The 21026-nt window shown below is 46.7% G+C and carries 11 protein-coding genes, 1 tRNA gene and 1 pseudogene; 6 read left to right on the top strand and 7 right to left on the bottom strand.

Annotated elements, in window-relative coordinates; genetic code table 11:
* Both ABDW33_RS14570 and ABDW33_RS14565 read right to left on the bottom strand, forming a co-directional pair.
* Nucleotides 1-4944, bottom strand: a complete 4944-nt coding sequence (locus ABDW33_RS14570) for an aminotransferase class III-fold pyridoxal phosphate-dependent enzyme (protein WP_343690799.1) — start codon at nt 4942-4944, stop codon at nt 1-3.
* Entirely contained in the window at nt 4941-7070 is a 2130-nt protein-coding gene (locus ABDW33_RS14565) for an AMP-binding protein (RefSeq protein WP_343690798.1), read from the bottom strand. The genes ABDW33_RS14570 and ABDW33_RS14565 overlap by 4 nt, the downstream gene beginning before the upstream one ends.
* A gap of 120 nt (nt 7071-7190) precedes the next feature.
* Here ABDW33_RS14565 and ABDW33_RS14560 point away from each other — a divergent pair, with 120 nt between their 5' ends.
* The 3 genes and pseudogenes from ABDW33_RS14560 (at nt 7191) to ABDW33_RS14550 (ending at nt 9110) form a co-directional block, all read left to right on the top strand.
* Complete coding sequence (locus ABDW33_RS14560; protein WP_343690797.1) at nt 7191-7313, top strand: hypothetical protein; 123 nt, start codon at nt 7191-7193, stop codon at nt 7311-7313.
* Between the two features lie 1200 nt (nt 7314-8513).
* Nucleotides 8514-8654, top strand: a pseudogene (locus ABDW33_RS14555) (recombinase family protein); the annotation flags it as partial.
* 42 nt (nt 8655-8696) lie between these two features.
* Nucleotides 8697-9110: a zinc ribbon domain-containing protein gene (locus ABDW33_RS14550; protein ID WP_343690836.1), complete on the top strand. Its 414-nt coding sequence runs from the start codon at nt 8697-8699 to the stop codon at nt 9108-9110.
* 271 nt (nt 9111-9381) lie between these two features.
* On the opposite strand, the gene ABDW33_RS14545 is transcribed toward ABDW33_RS14550, so the two are convergent.
* From ABDW33_RS14545 to ABDW33_RS14530, 4 genes are all read right to left on the bottom strand, one after another.
* A tRNA-Lys gene (locus ABDW33_RS14545) sits at nt 9382-9457 on the bottom strand.
* A 131-nt stretch (nt 9458-9588) separates the two neighbouring features.
* On the bottom strand, nt 9589-10458 hold the full coding sequence (locus ABDW33_RS14540) for an alpha/beta hydrolase (protein WP_343690796.1): 870 nt from the start codon (nt 10456-10458) through the stop codon (nt 9589-9591).
* A gap of 401 nt (nt 10459-10859) precedes the next feature.
* Complete coding sequence (locus ABDW33_RS14535; RefSeq protein ID WP_343690795.1) at nt 10860-12650, bottom strand: RagB/SusD family nutrient uptake outer membrane protein; 1791 nt, start codon at nt 12648-12650, stop codon at nt 10860-10862.
* 36 nt (nt 12651-12686) lie between these two features.
* Nucleotides 12687-16034, bottom strand: coding sequence for a TonB-dependent receptor (locus ABDW33_RS14530; protein WP_343690794.1), 3348 nt, complete (start codon nt 16032-16034; stop codon nt 12687-12689).
* Between the two features lie 243 nt (nt 16035-16277).
* Here ABDW33_RS14530 and ABDW33_RS14525 point away from each other — a divergent pair, with 243 nt between their 5' ends.
* The 3 genes from ABDW33_RS14525 (at nt 16278) to ABDW33_RS14515 (ending at nt 19840) form a co-directional block, all read left to right on the top strand.
* Nucleotides 16278-16814: a sigma-70 family RNA polymerase sigma factor gene (locus ABDW33_RS14525; RefSeq protein ID WP_343690793.1), complete on the top strand. Its 537-nt coding sequence runs from the start codon at nt 16278-16280 to the stop codon at nt 16812-16814.
* Between the two features lie 62 nt (nt 16815-16876).
* On the top strand, nt 16877-17995 hold the full coding sequence (locus ABDW33_RS14520) for a FecR domain-containing protein (protein WP_343690792.1): 1119 nt from the start codon (nt 16877-16879) through the stop codon (nt 17993-17995).
* Nucleotides 17996-18175: 180 nt separating this feature from the next.
* The gene (locus ABDW33_RS14515) at nt 18176-19840 is read left to right on the top strand and encodes a hypothetical protein (RefSeq protein WP_343690791.1); all 1665 of its coding nucleotides are present in this window, start codon (nt 18176-18178) and stop codon (nt 19838-19840) included.
* An 80-nt stretch (nt 19841-19920) separates the two neighbouring features.
* Here ABDW33_RS14515 and ABDW33_RS14510 read toward each other — a convergent pair whose 3' ends face one another.
* A complete protein-coding gene (locus ABDW33_RS14510) occupies nt 19921-20964 on the bottom strand; it encodes a substrate-binding domain-containing protein (protein ID WP_343690790.1) in 1044 nt (347 codons plus the stop codon).
* Nucleotides 20965-21026 lie beyond the last annotated feature (62 nt).

Below are 21026 nucleotides of genomic sequence, written 5' to 3'. Positions count from 1 at the left end.
TTATAAGTTGTTCCACGCGTCGAATACCTTTTCGCTTTCCTCACTATTGACCATCAGTTCACCTGCAGGTTTTTCAGGGTTGGCTACTATATCCGCCAGCAGCGTAGTATAGCAGTCAGCCCAGTTCTCTACTGTACTCCGGTTAAAAAGGGCAATGTTGAAGTAGAAGCCGGCCAGGAGCTGTTCATCCATTTCTATCAGGCTAATGCTCAGATCATATTTTACAGATTGAACCGGTGGAAAGGTGACTGCCACTTCCAGGTCGCGGAAGCGGAACCGGTTTTTCACGCTGTTCATATCTATTTCGGTGGTGATCCGTGGCGGTACCAGGTTGGCCTCCCGGAGCAGGGAAACGAAGGAGCAGTGCTGATGTTGAATAATGTTGGCCAAACCGGTTCGTATTCCCAGCAGGTACTCACGCAGAGGAATTTCGGGCGCATACAGGCTGTGATAAGGCAGCATGCTCACACATTGCCCAACGAGGCAGTTCTCTCCCATCTGTGCCTGACCAGCAGAAGGGATTCCGATAACAAAGGCGTTCTGGCCTGCCAGGCGATGCAACAGCAGGTTGTATGCACCGAGCAGAATATGGAACAGGGTTAGTTTTTCCTGCTGTGCAAATGCCTGAAGCTGTTTGCGTAGTACCGGGTCTATTGCAAGCGTGAAGCTATCTCCTGGTTTACCTGTGGCAGCGGCACTGAGTTTGTCTGCCGGCAATTCAATGGCGGGATAGTCTTTTTCAAAAGCGGCCTTCCAGAAGGCATTGTTTGCTGTTGTGTGCTCCTGCTGCATCTGCTGCTGCCATTTATTGAAAGAGGCAATAGTGGTTGTTGCAGGTAATGCCACCGGCTCTTTTCCGGTAATGGAGGAATAAGCCAGTCCTATTTCGCTCCAGATCAGTTCAATAGACCAGCCATCAGCCACAATGTGGTGGGCAGTCATCAGGAGGCGATGATGTTCGGAAGAATGTTCCAGCAGCAGGAAACGGATGAATGGACCATGATCCGGGTGGAAAGGCTCCTTACCGCGTTCGCTGAGCCACTCTTCAATTGTCAGGCCGCTGTGCTGTAACGCAGCTATGTTCACTTCTTCAAAGGAAACTTCTGTTGAAGAGGCCACCAACATGCCTTTTTCGCTGAGACTAATTGTTCTCAGGGCCTGGTGCCTGTTTACAACAATATTAACCGCTTCGCGCAGCGCCTTTTTATTCAGCAGGCCACGCAGATCTGCTACCTGGTTTTCGTTGAATGCACTTGATGCCTGCAGGTCTGCTGCTGACAGGGCATACAACTGTTCCTGCTCTTCTGTAAACGGAACCAGTTGGGTGACGGCAGCAGGCTGCTCAATAGTTACCCAACCTCCTTCTATCATTTCAGTCAAACTGCGGATAACGGCCTTGTAGATGTATTCTATATGTTCATCCGTATGGGCAGTAGAGAGGAAGCAGTTTCTACCCTCCCACACATATACCCCGTTTGCCAGCAGGTGCTGAAAGAACAGCTCCCAGTTACCTTTCAGCACGAAGCGGAAGAGTGAACCAAAGTGTACTACAGATATAGGTATACGTTTTTCTGTGAGGTATTCGTTTAAACGGTTCGCTAATTGTGCAGTGCGGACATTGAGCTTTTCCTGCAGCTGTGGCCCCTCCTGTTTCAGGTAAGTGAGGATACTTAGCGCAGCGCGCATTGTCAGCGGATGCTGGTTAAAGGTGCCGGCTACGAAAGTGGTGGTTTTATCAGGGAAAGATGCATCTCCGAACTTCCACATACCGCCGTCTACTGCATCCATGAACCTGGACGAGCCTCCTACAACACCTATTGGCATACCACCACCTACTATTTTACCATAGGTAACCAGGTCAGCTTTTACACCGAACCATGCCTGGGCGCCGCCCTGGTGGATACGGAAGCCGGTGATCACTTCATCGATGATCATAGCAGCACCTGCTGCAGCGGTAATTTCTCTCACTGCATGTAGAAAATCACGTGGCTGAATGTCCGGTTTACGGCTCTGTACCGGCTCTACCAATACTGCAGCCAGTTCATGTGCATGTGCCCTGATAAACTCCAGGGACGCCGGTGTGCCGTAATCCAGCACGGTTACATTACTCACGTAGTTCTCCGAAATACCCGGCGCCAGTGGAATGGAAGTAGCCGGATCCAGTGCATTGGCCAGGGCCAGTACGCCATCAAAGGTGCCATGGTAGGAGCCTTTAAACAATACGACCCTGCTTCTTCCGGTGGTGGCTCTTGCCAGTCGCAGTGCCACCATTACGGCTTCTGACCCGGAGTTGTAAAACGCCACTCTTTCTACGCCCGTCATTTCCGTGATCAGTGTAGCCACTTTACCAGCAGTGTCTACCATCGGACCTACCGGAAAGCCATTTTTCATTTCACCCAGCAAGGTGGAATGAATGAACTCAGGATTGTATCCCAGCAGGTTTACGCCAAATCCCATGGTAAGGTCCACGTAACGGTTACCATCTACATCTACGATATTGGCACCACTGCCGCTTTCGGCAATGATCTGGTAGGTGATCTCCTTCAGTTCAGGGCGGAAGCCAGCCACATTCCTGTTGTTGGCCAGCACCTGGCGATAGGCTTGCGTGGAGTCTTTCGACTTCGCCGTACGTTTGTTGATGCGGGCGGACAGCTGCTGCAGATGTTGCAGTTGTTGTGGCGATAGGTTATGATCGGATTTCTTCTGAACTTCTTTATAGGGAACGTAATAATTAATTTGCGTGGGCGCAGCGCCAGCCTTTGCGGCAGGTACTGTGACTGTGGCCGCAGGCGCTGCCATGGAGGCTGCTGCACCACTGATATTTTCAAGCAGGTAATTTGTAAGTGAACGCAGGGTGTTCAGCTTTTCGTAGAACTGGGCCATTTCCAGCTGCAGCTTCCACTCTTTACGTATACCCTGAATCAATTGCATGATGATGAGCGAGTCCAGCCCCAGGTGCATGAAATCGGCATCTTCACCGATATCTTCCGGTTTCAGATCAGTATCCTTCGCAATCATGGTGCGCAGCGCAGCATACACCTGATCGCGCGTATACGACACAGTTGGCGACGCCACTGCTGGTGCTGCGGAATTCGCCGCCGCCACCTTTGTGAAAACAGGCCAGCAACGAACCGCATTTAATGGATAGGGCGGCAGCGCAATTTTAACAGCGTGCGTGTTCTTATATAAGGCATCCCAGTCTATGATACCACCTTCCAGGTAACGTTCCGCCAGTTCTTTCAGGCTGCTTACCCCCGGTTCTACACAGAACCTGCGGGCCGCCTGTATTTTCAGGCTGGCAGCCTTCCTCAGCGAATCTGTCAGGTGAGTGATACTGTCGGTCACAAAAGCAATGCGCCAGGAATAATGACCACGGGCGGTGTTGGTAGCAAAGCAGATGTTTTCCAGGTCGGCGGCTGATTTGTCGGCCAACCAGGATACATATGTATTCGCTAGCACCTGCAGGTCTTCGCTGCTGTCGGCAGACAATGTAAACAGGTAAGCACTTTCCTTTACTTTACCATTGGTGGCGGCTAACGGCGTTGGCACATATTCTTCCAGCACCACGTGGGCATTAGTGCCGCTGATGCCGAATGAACTGACACCACAACGACGAACGCCGACACTGGCGGGTGGATTCCAGCTAACGGATTCCGTATTGATATAGAATGGAGAATCCGCGAGATTGATCTCAGGATTGGGAGATGTATAGTTGATGACGGCGGGGATCGTTTGATGTTGCAGCGCAAGTATACACTTTACGAGGCCTGCTACACCAGCTGCTTCGAACAGGTGGCCGATGTTGCTTTTCACGGCGCCGAGGGCACAGGTGTTCTTAACAGCCTGTTCGCCAAAAGCACCTGTGAGTGCCTGGAATTCAATAGGGTCGCCAAGTGCAGTACCTGTACCGTGTGATTCAATAAAGGTGATGCTGGCAGGATCAACATTGGCAGCTTCCCAGGCGCTTTTCAGCACGGCTTCCTGTGCGGCCAGATTAGGTGCAGTAATGCCGGCGGAAGTACCATCCTGGTTTACGGCGCTGCCTTTGATAATAGCATGTATACGGTCACCATCAGCCACTGCTTTATGTAGGGGCTTCAGTAAGATCACGGCTACCCCCTCTCCCACACCCGCACCATCTGCTGCGGCATCGAATGCTTTTGTGCGTGCGGTAGGCGATTCAAAGCCCACTTCATACTGTCCGGATTCAGGAATGAGGTACAATCGGCCACCACCGGCAAGCGCCATTTCACAGTCGCCATTCATCAGTGCGCGGCAAGCCTGGTGAATAGCTACCAGTGAGGAAGAGCAGGCTGTGTCGATAGTGATGGCAGGACCTTTCAAATCCAGGAAATAGGAGATGCGGCTGGAAGTGATCGCATTGTTGTTACCGGTGAGCGCATTGGAGCTGAGCCGCTGCTGGTCGCTGGCAACAATCATATCCAGGTATTGACCATAGGTGATATCTCCGGATACGCCCAGGTAAATGCCGGTGTTCTCTGTGGCGGGGGTGTTCAGGTACCCAGCATCTTCCATGGCCTGCCAGGATGTTTGCAGTAGCAGGCGTTGCAAAGGATGCATCAGCGCTGCTTCTTTATGTTTGAATTTGAAAAAACGATGGTCGAATTCGTCGATACGGTTCAGGTAAGCGGCCTCGCGGTAGCCGGATGGCAAGGGTTTGCCGGCAGCGCGCATGTATGCAGAGATGTCTTCACTTCTTTGTGCGGGAAAGGTGCTGATATGATCGCGGCCGGCCATCAGGTTATTCCAATAAGCAGCAGGGGTATCGGCATGGGGAAAACGCAATGCGACACCTATAACGGCTACGTCCATACGTCTATTGCCCTGGCTTTCCAGCTGCTGTAGACGGGCTTTGTATTCCTCCATACGGAGGTATGCTTTCTGGAGCGGACTCAGTTCCGCAAATTTTTCGTCCTTTTTCATAATGGATTTTCATTAAGGAGTAATGCTATTTGTTCATCGGACAATGCGGCTACTTTCTCCAGCAGCCCACTGTTGGCTTGCGGTGGGGTCACTTCTGTATGAGTGGTAGTGGCAGTTGGAAATAACTTTCTATAGATGAAGCCGGCCAGTTTATCGATGGAGGGGTATTTATATAATACGCCGATGGCGAGATCGATATTTAACCTGCGTTCCAGCAGATTTCTCAGCTGTACGCCGTGGAGAGATTTCATGCCCTGATCTACCAATGGTTGGATCAGGTCTACATCTGTGGCCGAAATTTTAAGCAGGGAGGCAACTGTTTCCTGCAGCCAGTTTTCAATTTTGTATAACCGTAGAGTAGGTTGCTCCTGCTGCCATTGATCGAGGAAGCGCCTCGCTGATAGGGACTTCAGGGCATTCAGCACCTCATCAAATTCACCGCGGCGGAAGCGTTGCAGCAATTCAAAATGTTGAATTTTCCCGCTGGTGGTTTTGGGAATTTCTCTTACTGGTATCACCACATCGGGAACAATTCCGAGCACATCGCTGAGGGTCACCACCACTGCTTCTTCGGTATCAGCAAAGGCAGCAGGTGTGCCTTTAAACAATACGAAAATCAACAGCCGCTCCCGTTCATTGCTGTCGCCTGGAATACCGCATGCTACTACTTTTCCGGCGGCTATACCGGGAATATCGAACAGCAGCCTTTCTATATCGTGATGATAGTAATTATTACCCTGCAGGATGATCATGTTTTTATGGCGACCGGTGATAATCAGCTGGCCGTTGGGATGAATCAGTCCGAGGTCGCCGGTGCGCACCCAGCCGTCGTTTGTCAACAGTGCTTTGGTCGCTTCTTCATTGCGGTAATATCCTGCTGTAACATTCAGGCCACTGATATGGATATGCCCTACCGTACCGGGAGCCAGTATCTCATCTTTATCTCCGCAGACCCTTACTTCGCAGTGCCTGGCGGGCGTTCCGCACTCTACAAAACCTACTGTCTGAGGGGAGCTATTTCCTTCTTCAATCACGGTGTCAAACACACGAAGGTTATCGCGCTGAAAGAAATGTTCAATTACAGGTGCATCTGCGGCGCTTAACGTTACGCAAACGGAAGCCTCTGCCATACCGTATCCGGGGGCTATAGCCAATGGCGACAATCCCATGGGCTTCAGTTTGGTGGCAAAGCGGCGGCATACTTCTGCAGAGATAGGTTCTGCGCCGTTGATAATCATGCGTACAGAGGAGAGGTCCCAACTGCCTGCAGGTTTGTTATCCATGGCTTCCATGAAGTATTCATATCCAAAGTTGGGTGAATACAGGATGGTAGCTTTATGGCGGTTGACTGATTCCATCCACAGCAGCGGCCTTCTGATGAACAGTGGCGTTGGCATAAGATACTGAGTGCATCCGGCTTGTACGGCGGTGAGATGGAAGGCAATCATGCCCATATCGTGCGACAGCGGCATCCAACTGAGTTTTTTATCTGCTGGTGTCAGCTGCATTTTTTCGGTGAGATCAATTGTATTATAGAAAAGGTTGCGATGTGTGAGCATCACGCCCTTAGGGGCACCCGTGGAGCCGGAGGAATATTGTATGAATGCAAGATCGTCCAGTGCGGGCGTGTGCAGAACCGAGGTATCGGGGAAACTGCTAAAGTCAGTACCTGAATAAATTGTATGCTCGAGCAGCTGCGATATGGAAGTTTCGGGGGCTTCCACCTGTATATAGCTGATGAGGCGTTGTATATGATCTTCTGCAGCAAAGAGGTGAGGATGCTTTAGGGTATCCCAAATCTTCAGCAGTTTCAGTTTATGTTCATTCTTTGTTCCGGTAGATACAGGAACGGGGATGATGCCCCCGAGGATGCAGGCCCAGAAGGCCGTGAGCAGCAGTTCATTATCTTCTTCCTGGATAATGAGTTCATCGCCAGATTTTATACCTGCAACAGTTTGCAGGTAATACAGGCAATGTTTTGCTTTTTTAATAAGGTGCGGATATGCAACGAATGTTTCCTGGTCCCCGCTTTTAATAAAGGTGATTCCTTTTTCAGTTTCATCCTGCAGTCGAAGCAGCATATCAGTTAGCGGTATGCAGGTAAGGGTGTGTAAAGAACTCTCCATAGGGAAATAACATTTATGATAAATATTGTTGTTGCAGATGTTCGCTGATGGAGGCAAAAGGATGCAGGGCTAAAACGGTACGTGTTTTATTTACGGTAATAAAACAGTACGCGTTTTAGCATGCACCTCCCGGCCGCACCGGTAAATGCGGCAGACTATAGCAAACGTTCGTTGGTAAAGGAGTACCGGCAAAGTTCCACCAACACCGGGTTCCCGGCGAACGATCAGCTCAGCATGTGCTAATTGAAATTTTTAAGCGCATAGTCTCCTGGGACATTGACCAGCATTGCTACCGGCCGTGGCTAAAGTCCTTTTACTATAGGGCGTCCATAATTCAATCCGTTTCTTTCTATTATTAAATAAAAGTTTCATGGTGATAAACAGTATTTCAGCAATCATTCTATTTTTGTTATAGGGGGTATACACATTACCAGTTCGTCTCTCCTCCCAATAAATAATTAAAACAACGGGGATACTCCATGCTCGCAATGCTTACATGTGACAAGTAATCCGTGACAGTTAATTAGCTAAACAAAAAGACATGACAGCTGACAATAGCGATGGTATACTATTGCAACAATGAAACATTGGTAGCTCAGAGCCTGAGGTCGCTCTGAAAAATAACATCATCCTGGAATTTGGGAATTCATCGGTATGCTCTCATATGAAAACAATAACTCCAAAAGGTATCATAGTGTTCAACTTTAAAAACAGAAAAAGGTCAGAAAAATCATTTTGCTATTGCAGTATTACCGTAAAATACTGTAACATCTTTTCAACATGCAGTAAATAATAAAAACTGAACAGACAGTGGGGCCTGTTTTAACTATATAGCTGCAGGTTTTAAAACGCTACTGACTATCAACACTTGGGGTCTTCGTCTACTTTAAGTTATGGTGGATTAACCAACGAGTCAGAACGTTATTTGATTAAATTTATTATCCTTTGCATACCGTGTACAATGAATAATGATCGTAAAATAAAATAAAATGCCTGACATAACCAAATTTCAAAGCTTTGATTAACATTAATTTCAAATCATTTTCGTTTAGTAAAGCATATTCATCCTGAAAATAGTCTAAAATAGCTATAGTTATTACTAATTGTGTTTCAGTATATTTCATGTGGGAACTTCAAAATAAACAGGTCGATTATTGCGTAGGTTTTAAAGGAGGTTTGTTGGAAGTATTTGTCGAAGAAATTCTACAATCGCTAGCAATGTAAACACTGGGAACCATTCAAAGCCATTGAAGCACTCAAACGGATCATTAAAAAAACAGAAGGGTACTAAGTAATAATTCCAAAAGCCGTAACTAATACGTGCGACTTTGGGGTTTTGTAATGAAATAGCAGATGCAGTTGCTTGTACGCAACTCTATAAACAGATTACCATAACCGCCGATATACATGTACGCTGTGCTTTAGTACAGGTTCAGTAAGAATAATTTTGGGGGCGCTTTAAGAAACCCATTGTATAGTGGTAGGATATTCGTTCCTCCTTTTAAGGATGAAGCTGGCTATTTTGTTTTAGGTCAACATGAACCCTTAATCAGTGAGGCTTTGTTTAATGAAGCACAAAGAATACTTGATGGTAGAAAGCGGATTGTAAAACCCAAAGTAGTTTGTATGGATGGCTTACCATTGAGAGGCTTTTTGATATGTCCGAACTGCAACCGAATGTTGACTGGCAGAGCATCTAAAGGCAAGACGAGAATTTATTATTATTGTCATTGTTCCAGTTCATGCGGTGTTAGATTTAAGGCAGAAGATGCTAACAATGCTTTTATCAAGCAGCTCAGATACTTAACACCAAAAGAAGGAATGGTTGATGTATTTATAGAGGCTTTCATAAATGATTTTAACGAGCAAACTAAAATGCAGAATCGGGAAAAAGCCGATCTTTTGACACAAATTGAAGCGCACAACACCCGTCTAAAAAATGCCCTTATTCAGAAAATTGATGGTGAGTTGGATAACAAAGACTACGTGGCGCTGAAAAAATTTACAAGCGAAACAATTGAGAAGCTGAGGCAAGGTTAAGTGAATTGGCTATCGTTAATATAGAAATAAAAGACCTTATAAAGTCCGGTTTGCCGAAGATATCAAACATTGATCTACGTACGCTACGAGAATGGAGATATTGAAGAAAAGAGAACTATTGCAAGTTCGATCTTCCCCGAATTTCTGGAATTTGATGGAACACGACATCGAACTCAAAGATTAAATTCTGCTATAACGCTGTATTATCAGAATACTAAGGAGTTAGAGGGCAAAAAAAAGGGACAAGCCTTTTTTTTAGACTTGTCCCATGTGGTGATCCCGTTGGGACTCGAACCCAAGACCCATACATTAAAAGTGTATTGCTCTACCAACTGAGCTACGGAATCTTTCCACGTTTTCTCTCAAACGGAGCGCGAAGATAGTAAAATATTTATTTCCACCAAATATTCTTTACGCCTGATTGTAACGCCTATACCAATTTCATCCTGGTCCTGCTGTATATAAGCATTCCCTCCACTTAAAAATCACTTTTCCATTTATCACTCAATATCCAATTGATACACGGTTCCGTCCACTGTGCCGCTGCTGTCTTATTATTCACCCCAAAGCCATGCCCACCTTTTGCATATAAGAACATTTTCACGGGAACATGATGTTGCCTTAACGCAGCCTCCAGGTAAAGGCTGTTTTCCACCTTTACCACATCGTCATCAATAGCAGATACTATAAACGTAGGAGGCGTGTCGTCCGCTACCTGCAGTTCATTGGAATACTCCCTGACCCTTTCAGGTGTGATATCCGGGCCGATAAGGTTACGCCGTGAATCAAGATGCGTCAGACTGTCTGCAAAACTTACTACCGGATACACAGCCACTACAAAATCAGGTCGCAAACTGAAATTACCTGGATTATCTAATCTCGTTTGATGAAAATGAGTTGCTACGGTAGTCACCAGATGGCCGCCGGCAGAAAATCCCATGATGCCTACCTTGTCGGGTTTTATGCTGTATTGCTTTGCATGTGATCTTACATAGATGATAGCCGCCTGCACATCCGTGAGCGGAACGATTTCTTTTTCACTCATCCTGGAAGCATTCGGCACGCGATAGTCTAACAAAAAGGCAGTGATACCCGCTTCATTCAATTTCCTGCAGGCGGGTATTCCCTCGACATCGTTGGCACGTCCGCCATAAGCACCTCCCGAACAAACAATAACAGCCACGTTTGATTTCTTTTTCTCCGGCACAAACACCGTAATCTTTGGTTGTTCGGTGTTCTCTTTCGCAAACGGAATCTGATTTGCCGGGTAAAGAGGCAGGCTTTCCTGCGCCATCACATACTGGCAGGCAGCCACCAATACCGCTACACTCATTAATTTTTTCCTCATAATTCTTGTGTGTTCTTTATCCTGTTATTTAAAAATCAATCCCCTTATAATCCTTCGGCTGCCAACAGGGCCATCCTTGCCGGCATTGCCATGCAGCGCCTTCAGACAGGATATCCCAGGAACTTTGTATCGTTTTCTGCGTAAATAAATTGCTGCCGGCATTCCGGTGTTATTTAACAAATTTTCATACGCGTTGACCTAATACCTGTTCGTGCCTGACCGATACAACGCTGTGCCAAACCATACAGGACCATTCGGATCAATCGTTGTAAAGGATTTACCTAAATTTACTGAATTGAAAGGTGCACCCCATTACTTTAAAATTGCTTTCGCAACATTTTGTGTGTCGGCCAGGTATTGTGGATGGCCGGTCGCACTATAAAGTAAGGATGCAAATGCTTTTACCAACCAGGGTTTTGAACGATTTTCTTGTCCCTGTCCAGTTCATACTGACTAATGGGCCACCAGTAGTAAGGTGCCCTGAAAAGATGTGGTGTCATGGTAGCGACTATATTATAAAAGGCATCTCCGTCTTTAGTAATATCCATACCATGCATCGTTCCCATCACCTGTGGTGCAATTTTCCATCTGCGGATGTCAAAGAACCGGTGACCTTCATATGCCAGTTCTATTTTTCTCTCTGCCCGGATCTTTTCGCGCATTTCATCCTGGCTACCCGGCACCGGCAAACCAGCGCCATACTGAGGAATACCGGCACGCTCGCGGATCAGGTTGAGATACCTTACAATATCGGGGTTACCCGGATCATATTCATTGAGTGCTTCGGCATAGTTCAGATAGATCTCGGCTAACCGGAACAAGGTCGCCGGCCTGTCCTGCCGCTGCCCATTGCCACCTGAACCGATATTGGTTGCAGGGCCTACATTCTTCCTGACCAGGTAGCCGGTCTTTGAAAAATCAGTTGGATGTCCATTCCTGCCGTTAGGCCCTGATACAAAAAAGCTGATAGCTGCAGGAGACTGCATAGTGCCCCCCTGCCAGATACTGTTATTGTAAGTAACGTCCCTGTAGAACCTGGGCTCCCGGTTCAGGTACATATTGAAAATTCTTTCTCCACCTATGGTTGTAAAACCAGTTGGCGTATACAATGAAGAGGCTGAAGGCAGTTTTCCGTCGGACATAAAGTAAGCATCTACCATTTCCTGGGTGGGGCCTATCCCGCACCATCCGCCAGCCTGCCTGGGTGTGCAATGCACATCCCATTGCGCCAATCCGTTCCCTTTGCGCACGAAGATCTGTTCATCGTTCCACCCCTGGAAGAAAATGCCCTGCAATGACCTGATCACATCGCCGGACGGATCTTTGTATAGCGAATAAATACCCAGATCGATGACTGCCTTGGCAGCATCAGCGGCCTTCTTCCATTTTGAACCATCTGTTGAAGCAGCAATTAGTGGCACACCCTCCGAAGTTTTGAAGGACGCTAACAAAGGATCTGTGTTCCCATTATACAAGGGACTTGCCGCATATAACAGCAGACGTGCTTTTACAGCCAGAGCCATTCCCTTCGTCGCCCTGCCGAAGTCCGCATCGCTTTCCTGGCCATTCCTTTTAGGTACAAGCGGCAGTACGTCAGCTGCTTTATCCAGTTCACTGACTACATAACTGACGCAGTCATCGTAGGTGCTGCGCGGCAGCTGCAAATTGCTGGCCGGTGCATCTGGTGCAATCACATCATCTCCCAGGAGGATAGCAGGGCCATATTGACGCATGATGCAGAAATAATAGTAGGCCCGCAGGAACCTTGCTTCTGCTTTATACTGATCTATCAGTTGCTGCCCGTTTAGATTACGTATTTCATCATTACCATCAATATGATTAATAAAATAAGAGGCTGAACGGATGCCCTGGTAATAGAATGCCCAATATTCAAAAGCATTGTTGACAGGACTCAGGTTGCCAATATTGACCTGGTAATTGGATGAACCAGACCAGGTAATATCCGCTTCGTCACTGGTGCCTACCCATGGGAAGTTATGGATCGCTTCCCACTCATCGGGTACATAGCTGTATACACTGGCCAGGAATTGTTCTGAGGTCGCTTTCTTTTTAAACACCTCGTCGATCGTGATCCTGTCGTCAGGTACCTGGTCCAGGAACTTCTTACAGGACGTAAAAAACAGTATGCTAACTACTAAAAGTATGATGGAGCGTTTTAATTGTCGAAGCATGATCATTGTTTTTCTGTTTGCAGAGAATAAGGATGTTCAGAAATTACATCTCAGGCCAAAATTGTAGGTTTTCAGCAGGGGGTATTGCGCTCCCCTCCCATCACCCAGTTCCACATCCCAGAGTTTGAACCCGCTGAATGTAGCGAGGTTGTATCCCATAAAGTAGATATCAAGCGTGGATATGCCAAGGTTAGACAACCACCTGTTCTTACTCAGTTCATAATTCAGTTGCAGTGTCTGCAACCGCAGGAAAGCGCCGTTTTTCATCCACCAAGTACTTCCTTCATAGTTCATGTTATCAGCCCCGTAAGTAAGCCTTGGATAGAATGGGCGGGGGTTTTTATTATCAGGTGTCCAGTGATCATTGATCTCTGCGAGCAGGTTGCCCCGTTCTCCTCCGTAAGTAAAGGGGCGGAAGCCATCTCCGTACAAACTGACATCAACTTTGCCGATACCTTTGAACCAGGCAGCTATTGACCAGTTTTTCCAACTGAGAGTGGGTCCGAAACCATATACGATTTCCGGCATGCTACCATAGCCGATCGGTGCCTGGTCGTAGGAGTCAATCTTTCCATCACCGTTCATATCTCTATATCTGATATCTCCCGGTTTGTTAGTGCCCGGCTGGAAGGCGCTGTGGGCCACTTCTTCGTCAGACTGAAAGAGTCCCTCATCAATATAACCGAAGCGCTGGCCCAGCTTACGACCTATACGTTGTTGCCAGGGATATGGCCAGGGAGCATTGGCATCATCAATTACGATGGCCCGGTTCCATGTGATATTACCCCTGAAACCCAGTTTAAAATTCCTGCCTACCTGTTTGTTTATTTCGAGTGTGGCATCAATTCCTTTGTTGTTCACCGCGCCCAGGTTCGCCTGCGGCAGGTTAATAATACCTACGAACTGTGGTACATCTCCCCGTGGGCGAAAAATGCCCCTTCTTTTTTCCCGGAAGAAATCCGCTGTTAATGAAATGGCGTCCTCCCATGTCTTGAACTCAATACCGAGATTGTACTTTTTTGCCCGCTCCCAGCTGACGTCTACTGCATAGTCGCCGAAGTTTAAACCGTTTATCGTGTTGTTAATATTATTACGTCCATAATCATATCCGCCCACATTGGCAACGGTAGCGATATAACCAAATCTTCGCCCCCCAATGTTACTGTTCCCCACCTCACCATAGGAGAATCTGAATTTCAGGAAGGAAACAGCATTTTTAACCGATTCCAGGAACTTTTCCTGTGAAGCTACCCATCCTATGCCAAAGGAGGGGAAAAAGCCAAATCTGCGGTCTGGAGTGAATGTTTCTGATCCATTGTAGCCGAAGTTGACTTCTGCCAGGTAGCGGGTGTCATACGCATAAGTAGCTCTTGCTGCCACGCCCAGGTACCGGTAGGGAATAGAGCTGATAAAATCTCCTGCAAAGGCATCTATCCTGTCTGACTGGTTATATAATACCATTCCTGTTACCTGGTGCTTGCCGAAATTCCGGTTATAATTGATAGCTGATTCCAGGTAGAATTGCCTGGAGCCGCCGTTATCCCTGTTATAACCCAGGAAATCAGTTCCGATCTGCGTCTGTATAAACTGCAAATTGCCCTGACCGTCTCTGCCGGTGGCGAAATAACCATTGACTGATTTACTCCGGGAAATGTAGTGTCCATTGTTATTATCAAAGGAGTACATGCCTGTAATGGAGAGTCCCCTTGTTAAAAAATCCAGGTTTTGCGTAACGCGGATATTGCTCCACAACTGGCTGTTAAACCGGGTGGCATAACCTGATTGCGTGAGCATAGTATAAGGATTAGCCATATCACCGGTACGAACCTGCGAGAAATAACCATTCGAATATTTAACAGGAATAGAGACGGGAGGCATTACATAGGCTGCGTTAAAAATTGAGCCGGTTGCATTGCCCGGGTAATTACCATTGCTGATCCAGCCGGATGCACCGAAATCAACACGTGTCGTTTTCGTAACATTTAAGGTCAGGTTAGAAGTGAAGTTATACCTGTTAAACCGGATAGACGAGTTATACTTAGCTAATTCATCTGTTTTAAACATACCTGTTTCATCGTAATAACCGATGGACAAATAATACTGTGCTTTGTCGGAGCCACCGTTTGCATTGACCCTTACTCTGCGGTTGTTGCCATATTTTTTAAAGATAGCATTGAACCAATCTACATCAGGATACAGGTCGGGGTCGGATTTATCAGCTGTTTTCTGTATCCTTTCCTGTGAATACCTGGGTAAGGGATCAGAAGGGTTGCTGTTTTTATATGCTTCATTTGAAATTTCAAGGTAGGTAATGCCGTCGGCAAACTTAGGCAGCCTTGTAAACGAGGTCCATCCCTGGTCTACCTGTGCATTGATAATTGTTTTGCCGAGTCTTCCTTTTTTTGTTTCGATCACAATAACGCCATTAGCGCCTCTTACACCATACACAGCGGTAGCAGAAGCGTCTTTCAAAATAGTAAAGCTGGCAATATCTTCGGGATCAATATTGTTGAATGCGCGCTCAACACCATCTACCAGCACCAGTGGAGAACTGCTTGTAAACGTGGAAATGCCCCGGATATAAATTTCAGAATTGTCAAACCCCGGCTCGCCACTTCGCTGCACACCAATGATACCGGCCACCCTGCCTGCCACCAGGGTGCTCAGGTTCGCTACCGGCTGTTTTAATTCCTCTGTGGTGATCGTACTTTGTGCACCGATGGTCGTTATTTTTTTCTGCCTGCCATAGCCGACCACAATCACTTCGTTCATTTCAGAACGGTGAAGATTTAATACGACATTGACTATTTTCTGATTTTTAAGTGTTACTTCCTGGGGATCATACCCTACATAACTGAATACAAGCACCGGGCTGTTTTCAGGCACCGCAATCTGGTACTCGCCCAGGGAGTCTGTAGTGGCCCCGATCGCCAGGCCCTTAACGACGACAGTTACCCCAATCAGTGCAAGTCCCTGATCGTTTGTTACTCTCCCGCTGATGGTGATCTGCCCGGCTTTCTGGGTTGCACCTGGCCCGGGAGCAGGAACATCCTCCAGTTTTACAGGCCGGATCAGGAGCGTGCCGTTATTGTATTCATAGGTCAGCGAGCGTTCCCTGCGCAGCTGTGCCATCACCGTCTCCAGCGGAGTATCCGCAAAGTTTACTGAGATTTTATCAGCTACATTAATGCGCTCGTCAGAATAGTAAACGGTGAGATTCGTTTGCTTCTGAACAGCTTTAAAAAATTCTTTCAGGGAAATACTTTTGTTGACCAGGCTTACCCTATACCTGTCAGGAATTTTATTCTGAGCTTGCGCGAGGCAGGACAAAATAATCATAACCAGGGTCAATCCTGAGATACCCTTTTTGTGGAATTGGATCATCGGCGGTGATTTTTTACTGACTTACTATAATACAGTTCAGTAAAAAATACTTTTGGGTGACCCTGTCTCCAATTTTTTTATTTTCCTTCAATATGCACAACTAAATCGTTTTAAGCTATCTTTGGTTGTAATCTTTGGGGATATATGATAAATTTATTGGGAATTTCAATTGTATCCTTCGTTGATTCCACGTACAAATCAACCACGCATCTATATGGTATTACCGTCAACTGTTGCTGACCTATGCAGGACGATCAAATATTACTACAGGAATTGAAAAATGGTCAGGTAAGTGCTTTGAAGTCACTTCATGACAGATACGCACGTTTCTTATTTTTCACAGCACTCCAAATACTGGGATCAGAAGACGAAGCAAAGGACGTCGTACAGGATTTCTTTGCAGACTTCTGGGACAAGAAGAGATATTTTGACGTGCGGGGAAACGTCAGGAGTTACTTTTTCCAGGCCGTTCGCCTGTTATCTCTTCGCTTGCTTGAGACAAAAAGGAAGAGAGCCGCCATTGTCCGCAACATTTTCGATACAAACACCTTACCCTTATACCAGATGGACCCGGCAGAAAATAGCCAGATCAGGCTTGAGTTTACCGAGGCGGTAAAAAGCCTTCCCACACAGCAGGCGCGGGTGTTCGACCTGGCAATTATGGCTGGCAAAAAAAGAAAAGAAATTTCTGCAGAACTGGGTATTAATGCGAATACTGTCAAGACTCACCTGGCAGATGCCTTGAAAACTCTCCGGAAAAAATTAATTCATTTGCGTTAACAAGTCACCCATTTTCCAATCTCAATGAACTTAATATAGTGGATATCGACAATTTAGATGATATGGATCTACACCAGCTCATGATAGAGAAGCTTTCGGGGATTATCCGGCCGGAAGATGAACGACTGCTGGAACAACTGATCCTGGAAGACCAGGAGATCAGGCGGCAATGGGATGAACTGCGGCGCACCTTTCCGGAACAGCCTGCCCTGCAATATGACCTGGAGGAATCATGGGAAAAGATTTCCGGCAATACCCGCCGTGCAAAACGCCGGCGATGGCTATTGCGCACAACAGCTGCTGCCTTGCTGGTGGGAATACTGGCTGGTGGCTTCCTCCTGAACAAACCTGGTTCCAGGCAGCAGATGGCGCGCCATACGGGTGCCCCGCTGCCAGCAGGATTACACCTGCAGCTGGCAGGTGGTCAGGTAATTGATCTGAGCAAGGACAGTACCACTGATGCTGGAAAGTTCCACATCGCGAACAATCCTGCTGCGAGAACGCTCAGCTATACAGGTAGTGGCAACGAGGTGAGCATGAATAAATTGTGGGTACCGGCAGGAATGGATTATACATTAAAATTGTCTGACGGATCGGAGATTATCATTAACGCGGCCACAGAAATTCAATTCCCGTTTCAGTTTGGTGACTCCTCCCGCATCATCAGGATCAAAGGAGAAGCTTACTGTAAAATTGCAAAAGACGGTGCCAGGCCCTTTATCGTAGAATTGCCGGATAGCAGGCAGGTGCAGGTTTTAGGAACTACATTTAACGTGAATACTTATAAGCAGGATAACCAGAAAATATCACTTGTAGAAGGGGCTGTCGCCGTTAAAAGCGCAGCCAAAAAAGTAGTGCTGAAACCGGGCGAGCAGTGTAGTTATGCAGCAGGAGTCAATGAAATATCTGTACATACACTCAATACAGATGAACTCTCCTGGATCAATGGGCAGTATATACTGGATAATGCTCCGATCAGCGAACTGGCAGATGTCATTCCAAGATGGTTTAACACGCCTGTTCAGCTGGACAATCCGGAACAAGCTGCCAGCGTGCATTTCACAGGCATCATCTTCAAGAACAAGTCACTCGCGGAATTGCTGAATATCCTACGTTCAACTACTAACTGCGAATTTTATTATAAGGAAGAAATCCTGCATATCGGAGTGCATACTAAATAAGTAATTCATGTGAAGAACAATGCGCTGCCATATCGTTCACTCAATAACCTGCAACTGGTACATCTGATGAATCAGATAACCAGCAGGCATTTGCGGAGATCTGCCAGCGGTATTTCAGTTGACTTTACATACACACTTATAACAGGATAAATAACAGGATTGCAAATTCAAGAGAATAAAATGAATAAGATCAGAAAAGATTTCATAGCAGCAATCACCTGCATGGCGTTACTATTCACCTTATCTTCCTTTGCTTACAAGCCAGGTCCGAAGATCGTTAATATCGTAAATTTCATTCGTCTACTGGAACCGCGGGATGCCAGCATTACAGAGGATGTATTGTATCAGACGGTGGTCAAACAACTTGAAATAATGCGGCAATACAAACTACCCGGCACATTCTTACTGCAATACGATGCACTGATGGATGCCAGGTATCAAAAACTACTGGCCGGCCTGCCAAAAGATTCTTTCGAAATAGGCGGATGGTGGGAAATTCCACAACCACTGGTGGAAAAAGCCGGTTTAAAATGGAGAGGACGCTATCCCTGGGACTGGCATGCTGACATTGGGTTTTCTACCGGATACACACCGAAAGAAAGAGAGAAACTGATTGACGTATACATGGCTGATTTTAAAAAGATCTTTGGCACCTACCCCAGATCAGTGGCTTCCTGGTTTATAGATGCACACAGCCTGAATTACATGTATGAGAAATACCACATCTTAGCCTCCGCGAACTGCAAGGACCAATATGGAACAGATGGTTATACATTATGGGGTGGCTACTGGAACCAGGCGTATTATCCCAGTAAGATCAACTCTTACATGCCGGCACAGCATGCGGAGGCACAGATACCGGTACCTATCTTCAGAATGCTGGGAAGTGACCCTGTCAGGCAATATGATGACGGCGTGGGCACACAACGACAGGGCGTGATCACGCTGGAGCCGGTATACCGCTTCGGAGGAGGAGATGCCGCCTGGGTAGATTGGTTCTTTAAAACTTTTACCGGCGATGAAGCATTAGGATTTAACTATACACAGGCCGGACAAGAGAACTCTTTTACCTGGAACGCTATGGCCAAAGGTTTCCATATACAGATGCCACTGATAGACCAGTTGCGGAACGAGGGAAAACTCAGGGTCGAAACACTGGAGCAATCAGGCCTGTGGTTCAGGAAAAATTATAAGGTGACGCCCGCCACTTCATTTGCAGTTACCAAAGATATAGCAGGCAGCAACCTGAAAACACTCTGGTTCAACAGCCGGTTTTACAGGATCAATATGCTGTGGGAAAATAATCACCTTCGCATCAGGGACATCCATCTGTTTAACGAAAAGTTCCCCGACATATATACAACACAAACGGCAACATCCAACGAATGCACATTTTTTACCCTGCCTGTTGTGGATGGATATTTATGGAGTAATAAAGACCAGGTGGCAGGTGTAAGAGTGAAGGCACTGATAGACGGAAAAGAGGCTTTACTAACGGGAGGGACACCTGAATTTACAGAGAACGGCGTTAATACAGTACATGTATCCTGGCCACTGACAGACATAAAAGGCTCGCTTGAAATGGACCTGGGTGAGCAGACCATCAATATCAAACTGGTGAGCGATCAGGTTTGTGGCTGGTACCTGGACATGGAGACGGCAGCTTCAACGAAGTTACCCTTTCAGAAGATCGGCACACAACAAATTGAATGCAGTTTTGAGGGAATGAAATACAGGCTGCAGGCAAGGAAGGGAACATTTTCAAAACCGGCCAACAAGGCTTCGTTCAGGCTGACACCACAAATGAATATTATTACACTGGATCTTGCCGATGTGAAAAAATAATGTCTTTTGATCAGACTTATCCGGGGAGTATTTCCCCGGGTAAGTATTGATGAAGATGTCTTCTCTTCACAGCAGCCTTCTTATTTAGGCTCCGGGGACTTTTTTAAACTCTTCGCCACAGAAGATCCCCTTATCTTCATTTTTGTTTTCAACACGACTTCCCTGGGTGCGGCTGCACCCTTCTCCGCATCCAGCCGGTCGAGCAGCAACCCGATTACTTTATGTGCTATTTTTTCTATTGGCTGCGCAATAGCCGTTACGGGTGTCGCAAACAATTCAAAGATGTCATGGTCGTCAAAAGAGATCACGGCCAGATCATCAGGCACTTTGAGTTTTAACTGTGTCATGGCTTTCAGCCCGCATGATCCCGCCTGGATGGCACCGAACAAAACCGCATCCAGCTTTGGATGGGCCTGCAGGAACTCACGTATCTTTTGTACCATCACTCTTTCCTCAGGCGTGAAATCTATCTCCAGCACATACGGTTTCAACCCCTCTTGCTTCAGTGCATTTTTATACCCTTTCAGTCGTCCCTTCATCTGGGTGAGCGAGGAAGAAAAGGTAATAAACCCAATATTGCTATATCCCTGCTTAATCAGGTAACTGGTAGCACTCTCCGCACTTGGCTCATTGTCAATCACCACATAATCTGTCTTTACCTTCGGCAGATAACGATCAAACATGACCACCGGCATCCCTGCCTTTATGAGCTCGTTCACTTCCTTCTCTACACCAGGTGGAGGGGAAATAATATAACCATCTACGTTCCGGTCTTTCAGTACATTGATCAGTTCCTTCGTTTTCTCAGTGTCATTGTCCGTGCTACAATAGATGATCCTGTATCCTTCCTTATAAGCTTCGTTTTCAATTAAACGGGCTATGGTCGCAAAGAATGGGTCAGAAATGCTCTCTACCATCAAACCAATGATATTCGATTTACCCGTTCTCAAACCCCGGGCAATAGGACTTGGCCGATAACCTACCTCCCGGATATATTTCTCTACCCGCTCCACCAGCTCATCACTGATCCGCTTTTCCTCCGCCTTCCCGTTCAGGATAAAAGAGACCGCTGTCTTGGAGATATTCAGGTCATTAGCAATATCCTTGATTCTTAATTTCTTCACAAGTGGTTATTTAAGATCAAAAATAAAGGCATTTCTGCTGTAAAGCGATGCCCGGTATCGGA

Source organism: Chitinophaga sp. (assembly GCF_039596155.1).
Classification (GTDB): Bacteria; Bacteroidota; Bacteroidia; order Chitinophagales; family Chitinophagaceae; genus Chitinophaga.
The sequence above is the reverse complement of the archived record's forward strand: the minus strand, read 5'-3'. Positions and strand labels throughout refer to the sequence as shown.